At 49.0% G+C, this 15,656-nt stretch carries 14 protein-coding genes and 1 riboswitch; of the genes, 9 read left to right on the top strand and 5 right to left on the bottom strand.

The features are described from left to right. Positions 1-565: 565 nt before the first annotated feature. Positions 566-1,564: a branched-chain-amino-acid transaminase gene (gene ilvE / locus ACTHSQ_RS10735; RefSeq protein ID WP_070632923.1), complete on the bottom strand. Its 999-nt coding sequence runs from the start codon at positions 1,562-1,564 to the stop codon at positions 566-568. Between the two features lie 214 nt (positions 1,565-1,778). Here ilvE and ACTHSQ_RS10730 point away from each other — a divergent pair, with 214 nt between their 5' ends. From ACTHSQ_RS10730 to ACTHSQ_RS10720, 3 genes are all read left to right on the top strand, one after another. Then, positions 1,779-2,102, top strand: a complete 324-nt coding sequence (locus ACTHSQ_RS10730) for a LapA family protein (protein ID WP_049328701.1) — start codon at positions 1,779-1,781, stop codon at positions 2,100-2,102. Positions 2,103-2,127: 25 nt separating this feature from the next. Beyond that, on the top strand, positions 2,128-3,297 hold the full coding sequence (lapB, locus tag ACTHSQ_RS10725; RefSeq protein WP_003684462.1) for a lipopolysaccharide assembly protein LapB: 1,170 nt from the start codon (positions 2,128-2,130) through the stop codon (positions 3,295-3,297). A 187-nt stretch (positions 3,298-3,484) separates the two neighbouring features. Beyond that, positions 3,485-3,940, top strand: coding sequence for a GNAT family N-acetyltransferase (locus ACTHSQ_RS10720; protein ID WP_004521061.1), 456 nt, complete (start codon positions 3,485-3,487; stop codon positions 3,938-3,940). Positions 3,941-4,025: 85 nt separating this feature from the next. Here the strand turns inward: ACTHSQ_RS10720 and ACTHSQ_RS10715 are convergent, their stop codons facing one another. The 3 genes from ACTHSQ_RS10715 to ACTHSQ_RS10705 form a co-directional block, all read right to left on the bottom strand. Next, a complete protein-coding gene (locus ACTHSQ_RS10715) occupies positions 4,026-4,523 on the bottom strand; it encodes a thioredoxin family protein (RefSeq protein WP_440371966.1) in 498 nt (165 codons plus the stop codon). 3 nt (positions 4,524-4,526) lie between these two features. Continuing rightward, positions 4,527-7,814: an exodeoxyribonuclease V subunit gamma gene (recC, locus tag ACTHSQ_RS10710; RefSeq protein ID WP_440371965.1), complete on the bottom strand. Its 3,288-nt coding sequence runs from the start codon at positions 7,812-7,814 to the stop codon at positions 4,527-4,529. 251 nt (positions 7,815-8,065) lie between these two features. Then, on the bottom strand, positions 8,066-8,941 hold the full coding sequence (locus ACTHSQ_RS10705; RefSeq protein ID WP_440371964.1) for a lysophospholipid acyltransferase family protein: 876 nt from the start codon (positions 8,939-8,941) through the stop codon (positions 8,066-8,068). 108 nt (positions 8,942-9,049) lie between these two features. Next, a riboswitch (SAM-I-IV-variant riboswitch) is annotated at positions 9,050-9,160 on the top strand. 173 nt (positions 9,161-9,333) lie between these two features. Here ACTHSQ_RS10705 and metK point away from each other — a divergent pair. From metK to ACTHSQ_RS10675, 6 genes are all read left to right on the top strand, one after another. After that, positions 9,334-10,503, top strand: coding sequence for a methionine adenosyltransferase (metK, locus tag ACTHSQ_RS10700; RefSeq protein ID WP_003684459.1), 1,170 nt, complete (start codon positions 9,334-9,336; stop codon positions 10,501-10,503). Between the two features lie 109 nt (positions 10,504-10,612). Continuing rightward, entirely contained in the window at positions 10,613-10,933 is a 321-nt protein-coding gene (locus tag ACTHSQ_RS10695) for an accessory factor UbiK family protein (RefSeq protein ID WP_049328707.1), read from the top strand. Between the two features lie 13 nt (positions 10,934-10,946). Beyond that, positions 10,947-12,443: a YifB family Mg chelatase-like AAA ATPase gene (locus ACTHSQ_RS10690; RefSeq protein WP_440371963.1), complete on the top strand. Its 1,497-nt coding sequence runs from the start codon at positions 10,947-10,949 to the stop codon at positions 12,441-12,443. Between the two features lie 154 nt (positions 12,444-12,597). After that, positions 12,598-13,536: a cell division protein FtsN gene (gene ftsN, locus ACTHSQ_RS10685; protein WP_003684468.1), complete on the top strand. Its 939-nt coding sequence runs from the start codon at positions 12,598-12,600 to the stop codon at positions 13,534-13,536. Positions 13,537-13,547: 11 nt separating this feature from the next. Next, a complete protein-coding gene (locus ACTHSQ_RS10680) occupies positions 13,548-14,189 on the top strand; it encodes a thiol:disulfide interchange protein DsbA/DsbL (RefSeq protein WP_003684471.1) in 642 nt (213 codons plus the stop codon). 44 nt (positions 14,190-14,233) lie between these two features. Next, the gene (locus ACTHSQ_RS10675) at positions 14,234-15,058 is read left to right on the top strand and encodes an undecaprenyl-diphosphate phosphatase (protein ID WP_440371962.1); all 825 of its coding nucleotides are present in this window, start codon (positions 14,234-14,236) and stop codon (positions 15,056-15,058) included. An 82-nt stretch (positions 15,059-15,140) separates the two neighbouring features. On the opposite strand, the gene ACTHSQ_RS10670 is transcribed toward ACTHSQ_RS10675, so the two are convergent. Then, positions 15,141-15,554: a type IV pilin protein gene (locus ACTHSQ_RS10670; RefSeq protein ID WP_440346210.1), complete on the bottom strand. Its 414-nt coding sequence runs from the start codon at positions 15,552-15,554 to the stop codon at positions 15,141-15,143. Between the last annotated feature and the right edge of the window lie 102 nt (positions 15,555-15,656).

Raw genomic sequence — 15,656 nt, 5'->3', positions numbered from 1 at the left:
AACGGCGATACGCCGTTTGAGGTCTTGCAGGCTTCATTCTCAACCTGTGGTGTAAACAACGCAACGTTTTCCTACAGATGACTTTTATAGGCAATCTGTCCGCGTACCATGTATCCGGTTATTTTTGACGGAAATGTATCAGAGTCCCTTTTTAATTGATTAGTTCATCCAAAGTTAAGTTATTTTTGATTTTTATAGCAAAATAAAAATGGTTTTATCTTGTATTGTTTTCCTTTTTGGCGTGACAGAGTTAATCCCGCGAAGCCAAAAAGGAGGGGAATTTTAACACAATATGTTTTTAGCATTCCTAATTTAACTAAATTTACAAAATATACAAAATAAATATCTATAAATGTTTTTAACTTCATCGAAAAATCAATAAAATTCGATATTTTCAATATGTATTTTCACAACATAATTGCGCATTATATACCGATTATCCTAAAATACTACCGTTTATTTGAAAATTTAGTATTTTATTATTGCTTCTACCATCTAAAAACCAATAAAAAAAGGCCGTCTGAAAAAATATTTCAGACGGCCTTTTTTATTAAATGCGCTCTATTTAACAAACTTCGACCAACCAGCCGTGTTTGTCTTCTGTCAAACCGTATTGAATGTCGGTAATCGCCTTACGGATTGCGTAACCGCGCTCTTGGCTCTTCACTTCGATTTCTTTGCCATCAATCACGAAAGAAGTTACCGGAGAAATGACTGCAGCCGTACCAGTCAGAATCGCCTCTGCACCATTTTCCACAGCTGCTTTCAGCTCATCAACGGTAAAGTTGCGTTCGGTAACGGTATAGCCCAAATCTTTGGCAACAGTCAGCACGGAATCACGGGTAACGCCGTGCAGAAATTCGTCTGTCAACGGTTTGGTAATGATTTCATCGCCGTTAATCAGGATAAAGTTAGACGCACCGGTTTCCTGAACGTCGCCATTCGGACAGAACAACACTTGGTTTGCGCCATATTCGGCTTTGGCTTTCAAAACCCAAGGCATGGCGGAAGCATAGTTGCCGCCGCATTTCACACGACCCATATGTGGGGCGCAACGGATATGTTCGGTTTCCACCAAGATTTTAACGGGCGAACCAGCTTTGAAATAGTCGCCGACAGGAGAAGCCAGAATGTACAGCAAAGCAGTTTCAGAAGGAGAGCCGGCTTTACCGATCACAGGATCGGTACCGATCAAAGTCGGACGCAGGTACAACGCTGCTGGCGCATCAGGAATTTCTTCGGCAGAGCGTTTGACCAATTCAATCAAAGCATCCAAATAAGCCTCAGTTTCAGGGCGCGGCAGGTGCAGAATATCCGCACTTTGCTGCATGCGCGCGATATTGGCGGTCGGGCGGAACATCACGATTTTGCCGTTTGCCTGACGAAATGCCTTCAAACCCTCAAAACATTCGCTGCCGTAATGCAAGGCATGCGCGCCGGGGGCGATTGTCAGGTCTTTGGAAGATTGCCACTCTACCGGCTGCCATTTACCTTCACGATAAGCGATAACGGGCATTTCAGCGTGAAAAACGCTGCCGAATACGGCTGGAACTGGTCTGCTCATGATGATTGCCTTTCTTATTCTGATGTGCAAAATAAATTAATTAAAGACTGAACAATACGCCTTTCAATATAGGTTTGACAAGTACCCGTCAGCATAAAGGCACCGTCCCCCTGCCGTCTGAAACATGCCGTCCTATCCGAAATCCGGCAAATCGTTTAAACTGATACCATTTTTCAGACGGCCTGCCCCAACCGCAGCCAACCCGGAGTAACCCATGAAACTCATCTCTACCATCATCAAAATCCTGATTCTTCTTGTTTTCCTCCTGCTGGCCATCACCAATACCCATACTGTATCCTTCTTCTACCTGCCCGGCCAAAACATCAATCTGCCGCTGATTGTCGTGCTTTTCGGTGCATTTATTATCGGCATCGTGTTCGGTATGTTTGCCCTCTTCGGCCGTCTGCTGTCCCTGCGCAGCGAAAACAACCGCCTGCGCGCCGAAGTGAAAAAACATGCCCACCTTTCCGAAAAAGACCTGACTCCGGTCAAAACCGAAACACCGGCAACGACTTCCGAAGCCACTCCCAAAGCGTAACGCCACCAATCAATAAAGGAATACCATGGACAACGAATTGTGGGTCATCTTACTGCCCATCGTCCTCCTCCCCGTTTTCTTCGCTATGGGCTGGTTTGCCGCGCGCGTCGATATGAAGACCGTCCTGAAACAGGCCAAAAGCATACCGGCTGGCTTTTACAAAAGCCTTGATGCCCTCGTTGACCGCAACAGCGGCCGCGCCGCGCGCGAATTGGCGGAAGTGATCGACCAACAGCCGCAGTCATACGACCTAAACCTGACCCTAGGCAAGCTCTACCGTCAGCGCGGCGAAAACGACAAAGCCATCAATATGCACCGCGCCCTGCTCGATTCGCCCGACACAGTCAACGAAAAACGCGCGCGCGTGCTTTTTGAACTGGCGCAAAACTACCAAAGCGCAGGCTTGGTGGATCGTGCCGAACAAATCTTCCTCGGCTTGCAGGAAGGCGATATGGCACGCGAAGCCCGCCAACACCTTTTGAGCATCTACCAACAAGACCGCGACTGGGAAAAAGCCATCGAAATGGCGCAGCTCTTGAGCCATGACGAACAAACCTACCAGTTTGAAATCGCCCAGTTCTATTGCGAAATCGCCCAAGCCGCACTGTTCAAGTCCAACTTCGACGCCGCACGCTACAACATCGGCAAAGCACTCGAAGCCAACAAAAAATGTACGCGCGCCAACATCATTCTCGGCGACATTGAATACCGTCAGGGCAACTTCCCTGCCGCAGTGGAAGCGTATTCCGCCATCGAGCAGCAAAACCACGCCTATTTGAGCATGGTCGGCGAGAAACTCTATGAAGCCTATGCCGCGCAAGGCAAGCAGGAAGAAGGCCTCAACCGCCTTATCGGCTATATGCAAACCTTCCCCGATCTTGACCTGATCAACGTCATCTACGAAAAGGCTCTGCTGCTCAAAGGCGAAACCGAAGCGGCGCAAATCGCTGTCGAACTCGTCCGCCAAAAACCCGACCTCAACGGCGTGTACCGCCTGCTTGGCTTGAAACTCAGCAGTATGAATCCGGAGTGGAAAGCCGACACCGATATGATTCGTTCCATTATCGGCCGCCAGCTGCAAAAAAGCGTTATGTACCGCTGCCGCAACTGCCACTTCAAATCCCAAGTTTTCTTCTGGCACTGCCCTGCCTGCAACAAATGGCAAACCTTTACGCCGAATAAAATCGAGATTTAATAAAGCGTTAAGCATTAAAAAAAGGCCGTCTGAAATCTTTTCAGACGGCCTTTTTATTACAAAGCAAAGAAAGGAAGCAAGAATCGTTCCAACAAGAAAAAAATAAAGTTGAATCATACTTAATTATTCGGAAAAAATATGAGAAAGAGTATAATAGTTAGATATAAGAGAAGTTTTAGGAGCAAATATGAAAATTCACTTTGAAAAAGGACTTCAGTTAGAAAATGCCCAACTCATTTGTCAGTGGTCTAATGCTTTGGGAGAAAGTTTTCAGAAGCAATGGATGGGGCCAAAGATTTCTTATCCCTTGATTGCCCAATCCTTGCAAAAGATGGAAGGGATTTTTTCCATTTTTGTTGGAGAAGAGTTTGTAGGCATCATCCAGAAAATCAAACTAGAAGATAAAAATCTTCATATTGGAAGATTTCTCATAGCTCCACAGAAGCAGGGAAAAGGATTAGGTAGAAAAGCTTTTCAATACTTTCTTCAAGAAATGTTTGAAAATGAAGAAATAGAAAGTATTTCCCTAACGGTTTTTGAGTCAAATCAAATAGCTAGAGACCTCTACCAAAAAGAGGGATTTGAAATTGTTCAAACCATTGAAGTTCCAGAACGTAAATACATAATGAGAAAATCTAGGTAAGAACTAAATTACACTAGAAATTGTCCCCTTTATCAAAGTGGCTCAAAATATAGCCTTACACACCAGCAATATCTGCTCAACACCGCTACTCTGCCCATGCCAACGCCGCTACAATCTGAGCCTCAATATCGGCATTAAACTCGCCGGCACGGTACGCATCGCGCAATTCCGTGCGCCGGGTTTCATCTGCCGCAATTTGGTTCAACACCACTTGTGGAAACTCGTTAAACACAGGCACAGCCTCTTCATGCCCCATCAAAAACAGCGCAGGGATTTTTTGATTGGCGCGGACGATTTCCTGTTGGCGCGGATTCTCAAAACGGCTGCTGTCGTCAAAATCGTTGCGGGCAATATAGTTGACGCGGATATTGGGGTTCAACTCCGCCATTTTTTGAATAAACGGCACAAACACGCGGCAATCAGGGCAATACGGCGCAGCGGCAAGCAGCCAGTTTTGCGGACGGCTGATCTTTTTAACCGCCGCTACCGTTTGCGCCGACAGCTCGGTCGCCTGATAGAGTTGCTGCTGTTTCAATTTGTCTTCTTCAGTATCAAAATCCAAATATTCTGCATAAGTGGCCATGCTTTACTCCTGTTCTGTTGTATCGGTCTTCCCTGCCACGCCGGTCAAAAGCGGAACGAGCAGATTGACGACGAGGTTTTCAAATAGCGGCTCATCAAGCGGCGATTCTTCCGAATGGCCAAACACCAGCTTCACTTCGGTATATTCTTTCTGCCCTTTGCTCATTTTATTGCCGTTAAAAACCTCATGGGCTTTTCTCAAGGCAGCATCCCAATCCTCTTTCTTGTTGTACTCCTCCGCTGCGGCAAGGCTGGTTTTGGCAAAAAACGGCAAGGGGGTATTTTGTCCGATTCGGAAATATACCAGCCATTCTTTTAAAAGCTCCCTCGCCGCCTCTTGCCCGATGGCAGCATAGGTTTCGGTCCGCCCCAAGCTGACAATATAGGTTTGTCGGTTTGCAACGGATTGAGGGGCAACGGCGCAAAAAATCAAATGCTCCAATAAACGGGCAATGCGGTTGGGCGCATTGTCTTTTTGATTAAGGAACACAATGCGGCCGCATTCATAAAGATTGCCGATGGTGCCTTGTAAAACCAAGCCGTCAAAGTGTTCTTCATAAGGTTCAGACGGCCTTTTGTTACTGCGTATCAGCTCGGCATCTACGTTTTTCGCAGATATCTGATACTGCTTCTGCCATAAACCGCCCAACTCGCCCACCGGCATTAGGCTTTCGGCATTCAGCCGAATGGCCGTATCTTCAAAATCTTCCCCTTTGCGCCGTGCATCCAAATAGGCATCGGCAATCCGACCCTCATGTTGCGGCTCAAACGGTTCGGCAGACTCCCATGCGCCGTCCAGATACGGTTGATCCCAGCTTAAATTTTTCTTCAGCCAAACTTTGACAGGGTTGCGCCAAAAACTAATGAGCTCGCCCTGGTGAATGATTTTGCCCGGCTCTTCCTGACTTAATGCCTCAAGGAAAAACGGCTGCGCTTCCGCTTGCGGTTGGTTCAACGCATCGGCGTAATCTTGGCGCGTACTGAAGAGGCCGTCTGAAAGCGCGTCCTTTTGGAAATAACGGCGTGAGAACGCCTGCAAAGGATGATGTTTCACCCATTTCTCCGACAACTCACGCCCGCTTTTCCCCGTCATGGCGGCAATGGTATCCAGCAGCTCGCTGATTAACGAAGACGGCGCGAACTCGGCATCATTGCGTATATCGCGGCCGATATAAGACAAATACAGCATTTCGCGTGCGCTGATTAAGGCTTCGAGGAAGAGATAACGGTCATCGTCGCGGCGGGCGCGGTCGCCTTTTTTCGGATGTTTGGCAATCAGGTCAAACACCGCCGCTTTGGTATTGCGCGGAAAATCGCCGTCATTCAAACCCAACAGGCAAACCATTTTAAACGGCAAGCTGCGCATCGGCACCATACTGCAAAAAGTGATGCCGCCGCTCAAAAATCCGGCTTGGCTTTCGCTGTCCAAAAAGCGGCGGATATGGCGGATAACGGTTTTACACGGCAACAATCCGTCAAATTCGGCCAACTGCGCCTCTTCCTGCCATTTCGCCAAAGACTGCTCAAACTGCTGCTTGGCGTATTGGTCGTCCGTATCCGGAGCAAACAGTTTCTCCAGCAAAGCACGGCAACGCTGCACCCAACTTTCCACATTGGCAGGCTCTTGCCATTGCGCCGCCATATCGGCCAAAGTGCGGATAAATTCGGCAAAACCGCTGAACACGTCCAGCTGATTGACGTTGCTATGCCACGCGCTCACGCCCTGCCACATGCCGTTGCCGCCTTCGGGCAACATCCAGCCCAAGGCCAAACGCTCTACCGCCTGCTGCCAAGTAAAGAGGTTGTCTTTGCCCTCGCGCATGGTTTGGTCCAAACCCCAATGCACATTCAATCCGGCAACAGTCTCATGCAGCAGCGGCACATCTTCCTCGCTCAAACCGAAGCGTTGCAGCACCAACCGGCTTTCCAGCAAAGGCAAAACCTTGTCCACTTCAAACCGGCTCTCCAGCAAGTCCAAAGTTTGCGCCAAAGCATACAGCAACGGCTGACGGCGGCTGAGTTTCACATCCGAAATCGAATACGGCAATGCCTGGCTGCCTGCGTGCGCCTGTCCAAAAACGGCTTCGATAAACGGGCTGTACGGCTCGATGTTCGGCGTCAACACGGCAATATCGTGCGGCTGCCAATCGAGATTATTTTGCAACACCAGCGACAACTCTTCTTTCAAAATCTGCAATTCGCGCAAAGGGCTGTGTGCCGCGACGATTTTGACGGAACCGTCATTCAGCAGCTCATCCGGCTCGACACACACTGGATTACCGTCCGCATCGTGGACTTGAACCAAACCTGCTTCACTTTCTTCCTGTTGATACAAGCGTTCAGACGGCATGATTAAGTTTTGGATATCTTTTTGTAGGCAATGCAATAAGGTATCATCTTTTCCCTCTTCATAAACCTGAATATCCTGCTCGGTTTCCACTTCCGACAGAAAATCAAAGAAATCGCGCCCCTGCTTGCCCAAAGAAGCCAACAGCGGATGCCCTGCCTGCGACAAATCCGCCTCATCGCCCCTTTTCAAAATCTGCGCCTCGTCGATGACCTCGCCCCAATATTGACTGCTCGGGTTGAGCGCGAACACAAACACATCGCAATGCTTGGAAATTTGGTGCAAGAGTTGCAGATACATCGGCGCCATTGTCGAAATGCCGAATACAAACAACCTTTGCGGCAAAACCGATTTATCCAACTGCGCCAACAGCTTTTCCCACAAGGCCACGCGGTGCGGCGCAGATTGGCTGCCATCGTCCAAATAACGCCACAGCCGCGCCTGCCAATCCTCATCATCGCCCAAACCCAGCAGCTTCCCAGCCTGCCACGCATCAATCCAGTCCGGGCGGTACACCAAATATTGGTCAAAAATATCCGCCATCTGTCCGGCAAGCTGATAATCCGCCGATGCCGAGCTGTGCAAATAACTTTCCAGCTTCAAGCGTACGTTTTCGTATTCCGGGGCCGTCTGAAACGCTTCGCTGCGGAACAAATCCAGCAAACGCCAACGCATGACCTCAGGCGAAAACGGACTGAGCGGCGGCACATCGGGAACCAATTTGCGCATCAGCTGCCACGCCAAACCGGCAGGTAGGCTGAACTTCAAATTCGCCGCCACGCCGAGTTCGCGCGCGAAAAACACATTCAGATAACGCCGCATACCCTGGCTCTGCACCACCACTTCTTCCTGCGCCAATACAGAGTCCAAGGGCGAAGCCTGATGAATACGCGCGCACATTTCGGCAAGCGATTCCAAACGGTCGGATTGAAAGAGATAAAACATGACATGCCATCGAAAAAACAATTACGCGCATTATAATGCCATCAGGGCAAACGGTTCAGCAGCGTATTAAAATAAAAGGCAAAAGATTACGGCAAAGGCCGTCTGAAATCGCTTTTCAGACGGCCTTTGCCGTTAAAACTCAAACGCTAGGCTTTAATGTATTTCTTTTTGAACTTCGGCTTTGTTTAATCTTAATTCCCAACCAAAATAAAAACCTGCTTCCCTCAAAGCAGGTTTTTAATCTATCTCATTCAAGCAGGCGGCAGCGGCGCGCCTTCCGGATGCTTGTAGCGGTTGTACATAAACAAATATTGTTCCGGAAAACGGCGTATCCAATATTCGGTATTTTCATTAATAACGCGCGCGTCGTTCTCCTTATCGCCGTTCAATTCGCCGCGCAAAGGCTCGATGTGCAAGACAAAGCCTTTGCCGTCGGGCAGCCGCTCGCCGCAGAAAAATAAAGCCTTTACGCCTTTGACTTGCGCCAGCTTGCCCGCCAACGTCATGGTATAGGCAGGTTTGCCGAAAAAATCCACCCACACGCCGTCGCCCCCTTCTTCCGGAGACGGTACATGGTCCGGCAACACAATGGTCGCTTCGCCGCCGCGCAGGGCCTTGATGATTTGTTTGACGCCCTGAATACTGGTCGGTGCAGTCTTGCCCTTGCCGCGCACGCGACCTGCCTGCATTACCGCATCAAATGCCTTGATTTTCGGCGGCTTGTACATCGCCGTCAGCGGAAACGGCAGTTGCTGGCTGATGTAGCGGCCGGCCAAATCATAGCTGCCGATGTGTGGCGTGATAAACAGCAAACCCTCGCCCGTGTTCAAGGCCGTCTGAACATGTTCCCAACCGTTGACGCTGACAAACAGGTTCTCAATTTCCTCAGGCCGTCTGAAAAACGCCACCGGCAATTCCAAGCCGCCTTTTGCCGTTTCATGGAAAACTTTTTTCACCGCCTCATCCGTCGGGTTCAAACCGGCAAGTTTCATGTTTTCAAAAACTCGCCGGCGATCTTTCGACAGCAAGCGGAAACCCAAACTGCCGAGCAGATTGCCTAATTTGTGCAACCAAGCCAAAGGCAGCGCGGCCAAAAATTTAAAAACAAAGGTAACAAGCGTTTGCATAAGGTTTTACCAAAATGAAGTGGACAGATTGTAAACGAAACAGGCCGTCTGAACAAAACAGACTTCGGGCAAATATATTGCGGCACACCTGCTTTTCTGCTACTATCCGCACTGCATTAAGAGTTGGGAATTCCATGCCAACCTGCTTTTCAAACGGAAAGGTAAGGTGGACGGTTGAAAAACCGATGTGGCTCGCCAGAGCAATCCAAACCCGCTTAATGCGGGAATTTTTTTGCCTGTAAGAAACGCGCAACAGGATTCCGAAACAGCAGGCAAGTGCGAATGTTTCTCACTTGTATAGAGAAAAAGCGGAGTTTTTGTTATGATTTCCGCTGTCCGAAATAAAAGGCCGTCTGAAAACACAGCAGCCTGTTTTTAATGAAAGAATAGCAATGAGCGAATATCTGTTTACTTCCGAATCGGTATCCGAAGGCCATCCGGATAAAGTTGCCGACCAAGTATCCGATGCGATTTTGGATGCCATCTTAGCGCAAGACCTCAAAGCGCGTGTCGCTGCAGAAACCTTGGTCAACACAGGCTTGTGCGTATTGGCAGGCGAAATTACTACTACCGCCCAAGTGGACTACATCAAAGTCGCACGCGAAACCATCAAACGCATCGGCTACAACTCCTCCGAGCTGGGCTTTGACGCCAACGGCTGCGCGGTCGGCGTGTACTACGACCAACAATCTCCGGACATCGCCCAAGGCGTGAACGAAGGCGAAGGCATCGACCTGAACCAAGGCGCGGGCGACCAAGGTTTGATGTTCGGCTATGCCTGCGACGAAACCCCTACCCTGATGCCGTTTGCCATCTATTACAGCCACCGCCTGATGCAGCGTCAAAGCGAATTGCGCAAAGACGGCCGCCTGCCTTGGCTGCGTCCTGATGCCAAAGCCCAACTGACCGTGGTTTACGACAGCAAAACCGGCAAAGTAAAACGTATCGACACCGTCGTCCTGTCTACCCAGCACGATCCGTCTATCGGTTACGAAGAGCTGAAAAACGCCGTGATCGAACACATCATCAAACCGGTTCTGCCGTCTGAAATGCTGACCGACGAAACCAAATACCTGATCAACCCGACCGGCCGCTTCGTCATCGGCGGCCCGCAAGGTGACTGCGGTTTGACCGGCCGTAAAATCATCGTTGATACCTACGGCGGCGCAGCTCCGCACGGCGGCGGCGCATTCTCCGGCAAAGACCCGTCCAAAGTGGACCGTTCCGCCGCTTACGCCTGCCGCTATGTTGCGAAAAATATCGTAGCCGCCGGTTTGGCAACCCAATGCCAAATCCAAGTATCCTACGCCATCGGCGTTGCCGAACCGACTTCGATTTCCATCGATACTTTCGGCACTGGCAAAATCAGCGAAGAAAAACTGATCGCCCTGGTTCGCGAACATTTCGACCTGCGCCCTAAAGGCATCGTCCAAATGCTCGACCTGCTGCGCCCGATTTACAGCAAATCCGCCGCCTACGGCCACTTCGGCCGCGAGGAGCCTGAATTTACTTGGGAGCGCACCGATAAAGCAGCCGCATTAAAAGCAGCCGCAGGCGTGTAAACTTCCGCATTTGAGGCCATCTGAAAAGCAAAACGTTTTCAGACGGCCTTTTTCCTTATACAATAGCCACTTGAATTTCTATATACATTCTGAATAAAGGATACGGATTATGTTCGGCAAACAACTTTTTGAAGAAGTCAGCTCCAAAATCAGCGAAACCATCGCCAACAGCCCTGCCAAAGACATGGAAAAAAACGTTAAAGCCATGCTCGGCAGCGCGTTCAACCGCATGGATTTAGTGACCCGCGAAGAATTCGACATCCAACAACAGGTTTTGATTAAAACCCGTACCAAACTGGCCGAATTGGAAGCCCGTTTGGCCAAACTCGAAGCCGCTCAAGAGCCTGAAGAAGCTGCTTTGAAAGCGGCCGAAACCGCTGCGGAAGAAGCTGTTGCCGAAATCAAACAACAAACCGAAGCTGCCGAATAAGGCCGTCTGAAACATGTCGCTTGCTTTGGTTTACAGCCGCGCCTTAAGCGGCATGAATGCGCCGTTGGTCGAAGTGGAAGCCCACCTTGCCAACGGCTTGCCACATTTCAATATCGTCGGCTTGCCCGATACTGAAGTCAAAGAAAGCCGCGACCGTGTGCGTGCCGCCATTATCCAAAGCGGCTTCGACTTTCCCGCCAAGAAAATTACTGTCAACCTCGCACCGGCCGACCTCCCAAAAGAATCCGGCCGTTTCGATTTGCCGATCGCCTTGGGCATTCTCGCCGCTTCGGGACAAATCAACCCTGAAAAGCTCTCGCAATATGAATTTGCCGGAGAATTGGCACTGTCCGGCCTGCTGCGTCCCGTGCGTGGCGCACTGGCCATGGCATGGCAGGGAATGCAGGCAGGCCGTTCGTTCGTCTTACCGCAAGAAAATGCCGAACAGGCTGCCGTCATGCGCGGTATCGCGGTTTATGGTGCGCGTTCTTTAGGAGAAGTGGCCGCGCATTTAAACGATATCGAACCGTTGACACAAACTGAATGCAAGCTGACACAAAGGCCGTCTGAACAAAGTAAAATTTCTGATTTAGCCGATGTCAAAGGCCAACATACTGCTCGCCTCGCCTTGGAAATCGCAGCTGCAGGCGGACACAGCCTGTTGATGATGGGCCCTCCAGGTACGGGCAAATCCATGCTTTCGCAACGTTTGCCCGGTATCCTTCCGCCTTTGACCGAAGACGAATTGGTCGAAGTATGGGCATTGCGTTCGCTCCTGCCCAACCATCAACAGCAACTCGACAGCAACCGTCCTTTCCGCAGCCCTCATCACAGCGCCAGCTCGGCTGCCATGGTGGGTGGCGGTTCAGACCCACGTCCAGGCGAAATTTCATTGGCACACCACGGTGTGTTGTTTTTAGACGAATTGCCCGAGTTTGACCGTAAAGTATTAGAAGTATTGCGCGAGCCTTTGGAAAACGGCGAAATCCATATTTCCCGCGCCGCACGCCAAGCAGTTTATCCGGCCAAGTTCCAACTTGTCGCCGCCATGAACCCCTGCCCTTGCGGCTATCTTGGTCATCCGTCCAAACCTTGCCGTTGCACGCCTGAAAGCGTTGCCCGCTACCGCAACAAAATTTCAGGGCCATTGCTCGACCGTATTGATTTAACCATCGAAGTACCCAGCCTTTCCGCTGCCGAATTGATGCAACAGGAAGCAGGCGAATCCAGTGCCGCCGTATTGGAACGCGTTACCGCCGCACGCAAAATCCAATACAACAGACAAGGCAAAGTCAATGCGGAACTGAATGTCGGTGAGCTCGATGGCAAAGCCCGTATTCAAAAAGAAGCGCAAGAAGCCTTGGGAACCATGCTCGAAAAACTGTCCCTTTCCGCCCGAAGTTTCCACCGCATTATGCGCGTTGCCCGTACACTTGCCGATTTGGCAGGCGACGAAGAAGTCAGCAAAACACATGTGATGAAAGCCATCGGCTTCCGTCGTGCCCTTTAACTTTTCAGATGGCCTGAATCTTTATGTTTAAGTAAAACTAGAGTAAACAAAGCATCAGGATTTTGCCGTCCATAACGGTTATTGATAAAATATCGAATCCAAACTCAGACAGTCTCCTTTCAGGCCGTCTGAACACATTATTACAAGGTAAGTCATGAAAAAATCTACACAATATGGCAAAGGCTTGGCCGGTTTCTTTTTCGGCCTGATATTGGCAACAGGTATTATTGCCAGTATTTTGTTCTTCTTGAACCAAGGCAAGCAAAACGTTTTCAAAGAGCTGACTCAGCCTAAACAAAGCGAAGAACCTGAAATCCTGAAACCTCAGGACAAAGCAGAGAAACGCCCAGCTACCGACACTTCATCTACCCAAGCAGATGAAGAAAAAGCCAAAGCAGAAAAAGAAGCGGCAGAGAAAGAAGCCAAAGCTAAAGAAGAGGCTGAAAAGGCTGCCAAAGAAGCTGAAGAAAAAGCTCAAGCAGAAAAAGAAGCTCAGGAAAAAGCTGCGAAAGCTGAAGCAGAAAAAGAAGCTACTAAGAAAAAACTGGCCGAGAAAAAAGCCGAGTTAGAGAAAAAACGCGCAGAAAAAGTCAAAGCAGAAAATGAAGCTGCCAATAAAGCTGCCAAAGACAAAAAAGCAGCCGACCAGCTGACAGACAAACAAAAAGAGCGTGCCGAGCGCAAACTGGCCGAGAAAAAAGCGGCCGAAGCCAAGAAACAAAACAAGCCGACACCTGAGCAAATCCTCAACAGCGGCAGCATCGAAAAAGCACGTAAAGCAGCAAATGCCTCTGCAACAAAAGAAAGCAGCAACGCTGTAAGTAAACAGTCAGCAGAAAAAGCCGAAACAGCTGCTAACAGCGGTAAAAAAGCATTCCTGCAACTTGGTTCATATGCAGACCGCTCCAGCGCAGACTCACAACGTGCAAAATTGGCTATTTTAGGTGTTTCTTCCAAAGTGGTTGAATCGCAAAACGGCGACAAAACCATTTACCGAGTTCAAAGTAACACTATGCCGCAGGAAGCCGCTGTAAAACTGCAAAAAAACCTGCAAGGCCATAATATCAACAGCTTGATTCGTTCTACCAAATAATGGAATCACTGATGAAGCAGAGTATAAAACAAACCATTGCCGCACTCGGCCTGAGCCTGCTCAGTCTGAGTGCTCAGGCTGCTACCGAGGGCGTGGACTATACTGTCCTCAGTCGCCCTATCCCGCAGCAACAAGCCGGCAAAATTGAAGTGCTTGAGTTTTTCGGCTACTTCTGCGTCCATTGTTACCATCTCGATCCGGTTTTGTTGCAACACAGTAAAACCTTTGCTAAAGATGTTTCCTTACGGACGGAGCACGTCGTTTGGATGCCTGAAATGTTGGGTTTGGCCAAGATTGCCGCAGCCGTTAATCTTTCAGGTTTGAAATATCAAGCTAATCCAGTCATCTTCAAAGCAGTTTACGAACAAAAAATCAACCTGGCCGATACCAATGTATTCCGATCATGGGTGGGTAAACAGACGAGTTTTGACAGTAAAAAACTGCTTCAAACCTACAACAGTCCTGCTGCCGCATCGGCTGCTGCAAAAATGCAGCAATTGACGGAAACTTATCGAATTGAAAACACACCAACTGTCATCGTCGGTGGTAAATACAAAGTCAATTTCAACGGTACCGATTGGAAAGCCGGCATGAAAACCATAGACGAGCTCATCGTCAAAGTCCGCCGCGAACAATCCTCAAAACCACTTTAACTATTCAACAAAAGAAAGACGGCCTCAAGGCCGTCTGAAAACTTATGGACATTCTGATTTTATTTAAAACACTTATTCTCGGTATCATCGAAGGTTTAACTGAGTTTCTCCCTATTTCCAGTACCGGTCACTTAATTGTATTCGGTGACTTAATGAACTTTCAAAGCAACGGAAAAGTATTTGAAATTGCTATCCAACTCGGTGCAGTATTAGCCGTCGTATTCGAATACCGCCAACGATTTACCCATATCATAAAAGGATTGGGTAAAGAACGAACAGCCAATCGCTTTGTACTGAATTTATTTATTGCCTTCATACCTGCCGCGATTGTGGGTCTATTGTTCAGCAAACAAATTAAATTACACCTTTTCAACCCAATTACCGTTGCTACCATGCTGGTACTAGGTGGTTTCTTCATTTTATGGGTTGAAAAACGCCAAGCAAAAACCAAACCTAAAGTCAATCATGTAGATGATATGCGCCCAATCGACGCATTTGTTGTAGGATGCGCCCAAATTTGTGCCCTTATCCCTGGTACATCACGTTCAGGCAGTACCATCATGGGCGGTATGCTATGGGGACTGGAACGTAAAACAGCTACTGAGTTCTCATTCTTCCTTGCCGTACCGATGATGATTGCGGCAACAGGTTACGATATCTTAAAAAACTACAAACTCTTTACCTTGCAAGATGTCGGACAAATTGCTATCGGTTTTATCGCAGCATTTATCGCCGGTTTATTGGCAGTAAAAGCATTGCTGAAATTTGTCTCCAGTAAAAACTATGTGCCTTTTGCCTACTACCGTATTGTATTTGGTGGTCTGATTCTCCTTACTTGGATGCTGGGCTGGGTCAGCTGGAGCGAATAACCCATCTTCATTCACCAAAGGACGTTCCCACGCACGTCCTTTTCTTTTGCCCTTTTTTCTTTTATCCCTTCAGACAACCACTCTATGCGCCAAATGGTTTACACTCCGTATCATTACCCCTAAATATCTCCTCACCGTCCGTACAGCTGCCCTTCACCTTCATCTTCCCGCACACCACCGCCGTCAGCGACTCGTTCAAGCGCAACACCCTCGGTTCCGCCTCCCTGTCCAGCGCCACCGCCTTCAAAGTAAACTTCCCCTCCAAGATCCCCTTAGCCTGACCACTCATCCTGATACAGAAACCGCCCGCCTCCTTCACCGGCAACTCCGGCCATTTCGTCGACGTCAGCTTAAAGCTGCCCTTCTTCGTGTAGAACTGCTCCATAAAGCGCGCATTTTCCAGCAGGGCTGCATGAGCCGCACGCAGGTTGGCCGAGCGGACCGATTCCCGGTAGGCCGTAAATGCCACCGTCGCCAATATTGAAACCAACAACATCACCACCAACAGCTGTATCAAAGAGTAGCCCCTCTGCACAGTTGCCCTATTCCGTTTTCCATCAAATACATTTAAGTACATCTCTTTATTCCCTTTATCTTT

Origin of the sequence: Neisseria sp. P0009.S008 (assembly GCF_051958615.1) — a bacterium.
GTDB lineage: Bacteria > Pseudomonadota > Gammaproteobacteria > Burkholderiales > Neisseriaceae > Neisseria > Neisseria subflava.
Note: the sequence above shows the minus strand (reverse complement) of the source record. Positions and strands in the feature narration are given on the sequence as shown.

What these genes read in the sequence shown, in the direction of transcription:
- ilvE (WP_070632923.1), bottom strand. Translation starts at nt 1,564, where the DNA reads ATGAGCAGACCAGTTCCAGCCGTATTCGGCAGCGTTTTTCACGCTGAA.
- ACTHSQ_RS10730 (WP_049328701.1), top strand. Translation starts at nt 1,779, where the DNA reads ATGAAACTCATCTCTACCATCATCAAAATCCTGATTCTTCTTGTTTTC.
- lapB (WP_003684462.1), top strand. Translation starts at nt 2,128, where the DNA reads ATGGACAACGAATTGTGGGTCATCTTACTGCCCATCGTCCTCCTCCCC.
- ACTHSQ_RS10720 (WP_004521061.1), top strand. Translation starts at nt 3,485, where the DNA reads ATGAAAATTCACTTTGAAAAAGGACTTCAGTTAGAAAATGCCCAACTC.
- ACTHSQ_RS10715 (WP_440371966.1), bottom strand. Translation starts at nt 4,523, where the DNA reads ATGGCCACTTATGCAGAATATTTGGATTTTGATACTGAAGAAGACAAA.
- recC (WP_440371965.1), bottom strand. Translation starts at nt 7,814, where the DNA reads ATGTTTTATCTCTTTCAATCCGACCGTTTGGAATCGCTTGCCGAAATG.
- ACTHSQ_RS10705 (WP_440371964.1), bottom strand. Translation starts at nt 8,941, where the DNA reads ATGCAAACGCTTGTTACCTTTGTTTTTAAATTTTTGGCCGCGCTGCCT.
- metK (WP_003684459.1), top strand. Translation starts at nt 9,334, where the DNA reads ATGAGCGAATATCTGTTTACTTCCGAATCGGTATCCGAAGGCCATCCG.
- ACTHSQ_RS10695 (WP_049328707.1), top strand. Translation starts at nt 10,613, where the DNA reads ATGTTCGGCAAACAACTTTTTGAAGAAGTCAGCTCCAAAATCAGCGAA.
- ACTHSQ_RS10690 (WP_440371963.1), top strand. Translation starts at nt 10,947, where the DNA reads ATGTCGCTTGCTTTGGTTTACAGCCGCGCCTTAAGCGGCATGAATGCG.
- ftsN (WP_003684468.1), top strand. Translation starts at nt 12,598, where the DNA reads ATGAAAAAATCTACACAATATGGCAAAGGCTTGGCCGGTTTCTTTTTC.
- ACTHSQ_RS10680 (WP_003684471.1), top strand. Translation starts at nt 13,548, where the DNA reads ATGAAGCAGAGTATAAAACAAACCATTGCCGCACTCGGCCTGAGCCTG.
- ACTHSQ_RS10675 (WP_440371962.1), top strand. Translation starts at nt 14,234, where the DNA reads ATGGACATTCTGATTTTATTTAAAACACTTATTCTCGGTATCATCGAA.
- ACTHSQ_RS10670 (WP_440346210.1), bottom strand. Translation starts at nt 15,554, where the DNA reads ATGTTGTTGGTTTCAATATTGGCGACGGTGGCATTTACGGCCTACCGG.